The sequence below is a fragment of the Armatimonadia bacterium genome, assembly GCA_039679385.1.
Classification (GTDB): Bacteria; Armatimonadota; Zipacnadia; order Zipacnadales; family JABUFB01; genus JAJFTQ01.
This window is the reverse complement of the sequence record JBDKVB010000023.1, coordinates 1-8,424: the sequence shown is the minus strand read 5'-3', so window position 1 is coordinate 8,424 and position 8,424 is coordinate 1. Positions and strand designations below refer to the sequence as shown.

Sequence of the window (8,424 nt, the reverse complement as noted above, 5' to 3'; positions counted from 1 at the left end):
GCAACTGACGAAGAACGGCGAGACGACCTACTACGAGTACAACACGCTGAACCAGTTGACGCTGGAGCGCAGCACCGCCGGTGCGCAGACCTACTACCAGTGGCAAGCCGACGGAGCAATGGCAAGCCAGCAGGACGTCGAGGGTTGGACCTACTTCACCTGGGATGTGGACGAGGCGCTCACGCGAATCCAGGCACCCGGCGTGACTCTGGACAACAAGTACAATGCCCACATGCAGCGGGTGTGGCGCAGCGAAAACGGCATCGCAGAGACACTGATCTACGATGACCAGAAACTGATCGCCGAACTGACGACGGGCGGACTGAGCCGATACCACTTGAGCGAAGGCGGGAGTGCCTACAGCCTGCTGGTCAGCCAACTGGGCTCCCAATGTTGGCAGCTCTTCGACGCCCTGGGCACGGTCATCGGCCTCACAGCCGGCGACGGTAGTCTCAGCGACACCTTCCTGTACGAGGCGTTCGGAACGAGTCTCGGACGGACGGGGACGACCGAGACGCCGTACCAGTATGTTGGCGGGTATGGGTACTTCCATGAGCCTACCGTCGGGCTGGAACAGGTCTGGTGGCGGTGGTGCTTGGCTGCCATCACGCGTTTCATCTCAGTAGACCCACTGCTGATGAACGGCCCCGGTGCATACACCTACTGCGAAAACGACCCTGTCCTCGGGACCGACGCAGCTGGCCTGTGGGACTGCCGCCCGTGCGCGGTCGACTGGCCGAAGGGCAGGGATACGAGGAACCTGATCAAGCAATGCTTGAAGGAATGCCAGAAAGGCTGGAGGGCGTGCGCGAAGTGCATCGCGAAGTATGGAAAGGGAAAGGCGACCGGCTTGGCCTGTGACTACCTCGCATGTTGCATGCAGGGGAAACCGCGTGACCCGCATGCCGGGCCTTGCACCGATGCCGAAGTAGACTGTCAGGATTGCGTTGAGTTTGACTACCAGAAGTGCCTGTGCGAGACGGGAGGCACCCTATCGGGGCTCGGCAAGTGCTACTACAAATCCCTAACAGGTCACCTGCAGTGCCACTGCGGGTGACCGTCGCGAAGACGAGGATATCGGCAAGGGGGACTTACCGTGGCAGTGGAGGCTGACAGCAACGTGAGACGTCACCCTCCGCGCCGCTCCTTCTGGCGGCGCCTGGGCCGAATGCTGCTGTGGTGTCTGGCGGTTCTCATCGTCCTGGATGTCACCACCACCATCATTGCCAGCTACAGACTCAAGGCCGGTCTGGCCAAGGTGAAGGCTGAGAGCGCACCCTTGACCTTCGCCGAAGCTACTCCGCCTCGCATCCCGGCCGACCAGAACGCCGCGACCGCATATCTCCGGGTGGCCGAGATGATCAAGCCGCATACGTACATCGGCAAACGGGAGTTGTCGCCCACCGGCACGGGCTACGTCCGGGAAGCAGGTCAGCCCCTCGGCTACGGCGGGGGGGACTGGTTCAGTGCCCAGGACCTCAAGGGCTTGGCGGGGCTGCTCAAGCAAGATGCAGACGCCCTCGAACTGCTGAACCGCGCCGCTGCCCTGCCGGGCTGCCGGTTCGACGACGACTGGTCCGAGATCATACCCACGTCCATGCTCCACTTGTCGAAGCTCCGCGACGTTGCTCGCTTCTGCGCCGATGCCACCGCCGTCGCCGCGGCTCAGGGCGACGCGGCACTCACCGCCCGCCGCCTGCGGGCCGGCCTCGCCCTGAGCGTGCACACCACACGCGCTCCCACCTTCATCTCCCAGACGGTGGCCTACGCCTGCTTCTCCGTCAGCCAGAGAAGCGCGGAGTTCGCTCTACCTCGCTGCACCATCTCCGCGTCCGATCCCCGAGCCATCCTCGCCCTCCTCACTGGCATCGACCTCCGGGCCAATCTGGAAGAGGCTATGCAGACTGAGCGAGCCAGAACCCTGTCCATCTATGGTATGGCCCACCGGAAGCCGTGGAGCGTCAGTGGCGACGACAGCGAGGCCGGCATGGGTTGGGCCATTTGGACATACGCCCGTGCGCTTCCACCCTTGTTCCGTCATGATGAGACGGCCTATCTCGAGTACATGGAACGAACCATCCAGGCCACGGCCGCCCAATGGAACGACTTTCCGCGCTTGAACCAGGAGCTGAACGACTGGAGCAGGGGCGGCCTGAAGTGCACCGTCGTGGCCCGCATCTTCAGCGCAGACCTGTCAGAAGCAGCCGTCGCCCGCCTCTGTTGTCAGACTCGCCTCAACCTCATCTCCGCCAGCCTTGGTCTCTCCGTGTACAAGCAGCGCACTGGCCAGTATCCGGAATCACTGTCTGACCTGGCCCGCATCAACTGGCCGGTGCCGCAGGACCCGTTCTCCACCGGCCCGCTCCGCTATCAGCGCATCGGCGACCGCTACGTGCTGTACAGCGTCGGCCCCGACGGCATCGACGACGGCGGCAAGCCGACGTGGGAGTGGCGAGCAGACCGATCCGGCCCCAAGCCCAAAGATGAGGATCCGAGCAAGGGCGACCTGCCGTGGCAATGGCGATAGACACTGATGCGATCACCTACTGGACGCAGTACGGGGGACGGCCTACGGAACGCAGGGGACTGACCCTTGGCCTCATCGTCGGGCTCGGCACACTCCAGTGGATCGTTTTTCTCGTAGGAAGCAGTATGCTATTCGCCATATGGGTAGCAATAGATACCTATTCGCCATGCTTGAGCCATTGGATTGGGGTGGCGTTCTGCCTCGCATGGCCCGTCTGCGGCTTGGCGCTGGGTGCCCTCGCACAGCTCCTGACGCGTCGTGGGGCTATGGCCGGAGTTGCCGTTGGCATTGCCGCGGGCGCGCTGTCTCTCATCCCAGCAGCCACGGCGCGTATGCACTGCGGGGCGGACGACCTGCTGTTTGCGCTAGCCGCGATACTGAGCTGCACGCTCGGGGCATACCTAGCGCAACTCGTCCAGCGGCGCCGCCAGAGTACCCCTCGTAGTGCTGCCCAAGAGGGGTGCACGGCGGACCGGCCACCGGGTTCCTGAGGCCGCAAGTGCTCGAAGCCTGTGGTGGCGGTGGGTCGTCTGGAATGCGGTGCGAAACCGCACACAGCGAGGGAAGCCCACGTGATGTGGTCTGTTGGGCGGAACACTGGGAGCTGGTGGCGATGGCATGGCCCTGGAGGAAGGCGAGTATGATGACCCCACGGGATGGGCCGCCGCCGTTGCGTCGGTCTGGAGAGCTGGGGCCGGTCTCCAACGGCCGACGGCGGCGGCTGGCGGGTATCATCGCGTGCATCGTGGTGGTCGGTGTCGTCGCCGGACTGCAGCACCAGGCGCGGCTTTACACCGGCTACGCTGAGTGGTACCTGCGATGGGGGAACACGCCCGAAGCGCTTGCCAACGCACAGAAGGCCACGCGTCTGGCTCCGTGGTACGGGCCTGCGCACATTGCGCTGGGGCGCGCGCAGGCAGATGACGACCCGGTCGCCGCGGTCACGAACCTGGCCCTGGGCCTACGTCTTGCTCCGCGACACAGCGACGAGGGCTATGTCGCCTTTGGCATCATCGCGTCAAGCCGGCTGCACGACTATCAGAGCCTTCTGTCCATGTCAGAGCGCGGCCTGCGCTGGTTCCCAGACTCGGTGAACCTCGTTCTCGCCCGCGCGGCCGCCCTGCGGGGCATTGGGGACTATGCGGCGGCCCGCGATCAGTTCCTACGCGCGAGAAGCCACCCCGGGTTCCGCAACGCCACGGATTCCGAGCGTGCCAGACTCCTCACTAGCCTCGGCGAATGTGAGAGTGAACTGTCCAAGTACACTGAAGCGGTGAACTGGTACCGTCAGGCCGACGCGCTGTCAGGGCGCAAGGATGTCGGTCTTGCGAGGGGCATCTTCTCTGCGCTCCTGTGTGCGGGGGACGTGACCGGCGCGATGGAATGGACCCAGGAGTGGAACCGACGCGAGCCCCAGGGGTCTGCCGATGCCACGGTGTTCAGGGCGAGGATTGGGCTCGGGCAGTGGGACGAGGCGATGGCTGTCCTGGCGAGAGTGTCCTAGATGCCCAGTTTCTCTCCATACAACAGGGAGATGTGGCTTGCACTTGCGTGCCGCAAGACAGGTCGGTCCGCCGAGGCTTTCGCCCATGCGCAGACCGCCTATAGCTGGGCGGACGGAGTTAACGACAGGCTTGCGGCTGCAACAGAAGCCGGCATCGCCCTTGTGGGGCTCGGTCGCTACCCGGAGGGACTATCGTGGCTAACGCGAGAGCAGGGCGACACGGGCGCCACGGAGTACGACAGGCAGACTGCGCTTGCAGAGGCGTATGCGCACACGGGGGATGCAGCCAAGTCGGGAGCAGCCAGGAAGGCTGCGGCCGGACACGAAGCTGAGCACAGGATTGAGCTGGCGGTGGCCGACTGGGCGAGGCGCCATTCTGCCACGACGGATGGGGCCAGCAGCGGCCCAGGTTCGTAAGCCCACGACGCGCTTGGGAAGAGCGGTGCGACTGTGATGGCAGACGAAGAGGCGCGGCTGTGTATCGCAGACGAGCCGGCGCCAGAGCCGGAGTCGGAGGCGCAGGAGACGACCCCTGTCCGCCGTTGGGGACGCTGCCGGCGTATGGCCGTGATCGCTGCCGTTCTCGTAGCTGGCGTTCTGGCCGGCCTTCAGTGCCAGGCGTGGCGCCTTACGCGCAGGGCCGAGGCACTGCTGCAGCAGGGGAGTGTGTCGGAGGCCCTGCCTCTTGCACAGCGGGCCGCGCGATGGGGTCCCTGGTACGGCCCGGCGTACCTTGCGTCTGGTCGTGCCAAGGCGGGAACCGCGCCCGCAGCGGCGACCATCGACCTGAGCCTTGGACTGACGCTTGCCCCCTGGCACGGGGCCGAGGGTTACGTGGCGCTGTGCCAGATCGCCAGTGACCGCATGGACAGCGCGAACTCCGCACTGGGCGTATCGGCGCACGGACTGCGCTGGTTCCCCACGTCCAGGTACCTGAACGAGTACCACGCCGCGGCTCTCTACAAGAACCGTGACTACGCGGGGGCGTATGCCCAGTTCAGGCACGCGCTCACACTCCCAGGGCAGCGACCTCTCACCGACCAGAACCGCGCGCGGATCTGCATGCGGCTGGCCGAGTGCGCCGACCGGCTCACCCAGCATCTGGAGGCCGCGGGCTGGTACTGCCAGGCGGACGCACTATCCGGGCGCGACGACCCCGACCTGGCTCAAGGGATCGTCTCCGAGCTATTACTGGCGGGCGATGTGCCCAGGGCGCTCACGTGGGCCGCCGAGATGGTCAGACGCGACTCGTCACCGGCTGCCACAGGCAGGGCCATATGCATATTCGCGGCGGCGGGGCGGCGGGAGCAGGCGATGGAGGTGCTGGCACAGGTAGCGCGACGAAGAGACCTGATGCCCGGCGAGCGCGAGTTCTGTCTTGCCCGAGCGCACAACCACCTGGGCGAGTACGAACAGAGCCTCGCGCTGGCCCGAGAGGGCTATGCCGTGGCTGAGACGGGACTGGACCAGGCCCAGGCAGCGGTGCTGATCGGGAGCGCACTCGTAGGCATGGGGCGCTATGCCGAAGGAGCGACCTGGCTCGAGAAGCCAGGCACCTCCCGGTGGGGGTGGGAGAAGTACAGGGCCCTCGTCAAGGCGTACACGGGAATGAACGAGCCAGCCAAGAAGGACACCGCAGCCACGAGCCTCGCGAAGTACTCCGACATGGAGAAGATGGACGCCACGCTCGTGGACTTCGCCCGGCGCAACTCGACGGCAGCGAAGACCGGGGCATGAGCGGGAGAGGGCGTGTGGGAGATGGATGGGTGTCCGTGGCACACCGACGAGGAGATGCACGATGACTACCATAGGAACTGCACGTAGCCGCGCCCGGCATGCACGCGCCTCGCCGAAGGCGGCGGTCCTCCGTACTGCCACCGTCACGATCGCCTGGGCACTCGGCGTTCTGCTCTTGTTGCTGCTGCTATCGCTCTTGGCTGAGACGGTCTTCTTCCGTGAGCGGCGCGAGTTGTATGTGGTCGCCATGCCCGCGAGGTTCCTTGCCTTGAGTGCGGAGGACTTCCGAGCGCAACATGGCCGCTACCCAGAGTCGCCAACTGAGTTCGCGAGTCTTGCCGATCGCTCCGGCGCAGCCTACCTGGACCAGGTTCTTGAGGGAGCCCGACGTGTGGGAGTTCCGGTGGACACCGTGAGCGTGCCCGCGCCAGCCTCAGGGGGGCGCCGCGCCCTACTGGTTGTGTCAGGCGGCATTGATAGGATCGAGGTTCTCAGGAACGGACACGTCAGGGTCACCGAGCATTTGGCGCCACCACCTGAGCGCCGCCCAACGTGGCTGGAGGTTGCCTCCTCGTAAGGCGGGGTGCTTGGCGGGACGTGTGCGGGCCAAAGGGCGGCCAGGAAGAGAGCCTTCGCTGTTGGCACGACACCAACAGACGCCTGTGACGCCCGACGGCTGCCGAACCAGGTAACCAGCTACTACAACTACGACGACGCCGGGCGGCTAACGGGCGAAGACTGGCTGGACGGGTCGGGCCAGGGGCTGTATGCCTTCGACTACCGCTTCGACGCGGTACGAAACCGTACCCAGCGAGGGAAGCTCGCGTGATGTGGTCTCTCGGGCGAGACACTGGGAGTTGGTGGCGATGACCGAGGCCGGGCACACCATCCGCAAGAGACGGGAGCGTCTGGGCGGAGGAGTGAGGAGATGAGACGCGCAGGCACGATCCTCCGATGCGTTCTGGTTGTTGCCTCCCTCGCGTTTCTCTACTCGGTCACGTGGGGCATGGTGACCGCACTGGCGTTCGCGGGCGGGTGGGCCATCCTGAGTCTCACCGGCTCGTGCCCGCTAGGGCGTGCGTCACCCGTTCTGCTCTACCTGCTGCTGTCGTCGTACCCGGTCTGGGGTGTGGTCGTAGGTTCCGCTGCCCGGCAAGCGCTCGGGGGTGCAAGGTGGGCTGGTGCGGTAGTGGGCGTGGTTCACGTGGCCGTGCAGCTGTCGATCTGTTCTCCTCCGCCTGCCCAGCGTGGCGTTGCCGCCGTTCTCTTGCTCGCCGCCTTCCTCGGCTGCACCGCAGGCGGGATGCTGGGGCGCAGACCTGGCGAATCCAAACCGAGGGCAGCCCATCAGGACATAGCCTAACGCTTGTGCCGCTTACGGTCGCAATCGGTCCGATGACCGTGCTACAGGAGTCGCACCATGTTGAGCACACAGGCCCCCATACCCATCCGCCGCGTGCTGGGATGGCTCTGGCCGCTTCTGGCAGCCGCTCTCGCGCTGGGAGTGCGAAGCGTCGTTGTGGTTGAGCCAGCGATCTGGACGCCTCCCTGCAAGACCCTGGCCGTCGTGTCGGGCAGAGGGATCATCCTCGGGTTCGACAGGGACGAGCGCATGGTTGCGGTGGTGCTGATGTCGGAGACAGATGGTGCCGTCTGCGTGCAGCCGCAAGGGACCCCGTTCGGTGGCACGCGAGGAGCCGGACAGCTGCGACTGTCCGTCGGGATGAGTGAACAGAAGCTCCGGCAGGGACTGCCGCCCCCCGAACACGAGTACGCAGCGGGGCCCAGCAACTCCCTGTGGTGGGGCGACCTGAGCCACGTCCTCTTCGTCTCAGTGCGATCGAGGAGGGTCGATGGCATCCAGTGCCTGGGGATCCAGTTCGTCATGCCCAACGGGATAGGGACTGGTAGCCCTAGATCGGCAGCCCTGCAGCCGTATGAGCGAGACAGCGTCCAGTTCCAGGAGGTCAGACCCGTTGCCCTCAGTCTGCCCCATGGTCTGCGCGATGCATCACGGCGAACGCTGGCCTCCAGTTGGGATCTGCTCATCGTCTCGCTGCTCTTCGGGTGGACGATGGCGGCTGTCCTCTGCGGTCTGCGGAGGACATGGTCGCACATCCTGCTCCTGGCGGTCACGGGGGTGCTACTCACGTGCCTCTATTGGCTGACAGTACTCGGCTCGGTGACAGGGGGTGGTTCGTGGACCCTAGTTCCGGACTCCCTGTTCTGCCGGGCGGTGGGACTGGGCCTCGCGATGGTGGGCGTATGGGCTGGTCTCAGGGGCAGTCGGTGGCTCCTGCCCTGGCGTCTGCGCGGGGTCCTGCGCTGGCTCCTGGAAAGTGCCGTGGCCTGTGGGTTGGGAGGGCTGCTCGCCTTCGTGTCCTTGGGGGGCGGGATGACGACGAGGCTGTTCCCAGGGGTGGGTCCCGATCTTCTGGCCACAGTACTGTCGTGCGCCTCCGTGGGTGCGATGTCTGCAGCGGTATGCCTGTCGCTTGTTGCCATCGCAACGCCGGCACGGACGGTTCAGGCCAGGGGCTGTATGCCTTCGACTACCGCTTCGACGCGGCAGGAAACCGCACGCAACTGACGAAGAACGGCGAGACGACCTACTACGAGTACAACACGCTGAACCAGTTGACGCTGGAGCGCAGCA

General features: G+C 65.5%; 7 protein-coding genes. All 7 read left to right on the top strand.

The window, feature by feature from the left end; all coding sequences use genetic code 11:
* On the top strand, positions 1-1,057 hold a 1,057-nt coding region (locus ABFE16_02535), incomplete at its 5' end, for an RHS repeat-associated core domain-containing protein (GenBank protein MEN6344149.1).
* A gap of 63 nt (positions 1,058-1,120) precedes the next feature.
* Positions 1,121-2,527: a hypothetical protein gene (locus ABFE16_02530; GenBank protein MEN6344148.1), complete on the top strand. Its 1,407-nt coding sequence runs from the start codon at positions 1,121-1,123 to the stop codon at positions 2,525-2,527.
* A 640-nt stretch (positions 2,528-3,167) separates the two neighbouring features.
* Positions 3,168-4,031, top strand: coding sequence for a hypothetical protein (locus tag ABFE16_02525; GenBank protein ID MEN6344147.1), 864 nt, complete (start codon positions 3,168-3,170; stop codon positions 4,029-4,031).
* Positions 4,032-4,448 carry a hypothetical protein gene (locus ABFE16_02520; protein ID MEN6344146.1) on the top strand — a complete coding sequence of 139 codons (417 nt, stop codon included), beginning with the start codon at positions 4,032-4,034 and terminating at the stop codon, positions 4,446-4,448.
* A gap of 36 nt (positions 4,449-4,484) precedes the next feature.
* The gene (locus ABFE16_02515; protein MEN6344145.1) at positions 4,485-5,768 is read left to right on the top strand and encodes a hypothetical protein; all 1,284 of its coding nucleotides are present in this window, start codon (positions 4,485-4,487) and stop codon (positions 5,766-5,768) included.
* A gap of 61 nt (positions 5,769-5,829) precedes the next feature.
* A complete protein-coding gene (locus ABFE16_02510) occupies positions 5,830-6,345 on the top strand; it encodes a hypothetical protein (protein ID MEN6344144.1) in 516 nt (171 codons plus the stop codon).
* Positions 6,346-6,351: 6 nt separating this feature from the next.
* Entirely contained in the window at positions 6,352-6,597 is a 246-nt protein-coding gene (locus ABFE16_02505) for a hypothetical protein (protein ID MEN6344143.1), read from the top strand.
* Positions 6,598-8,424 lie beyond the last annotated feature (1,827 nt).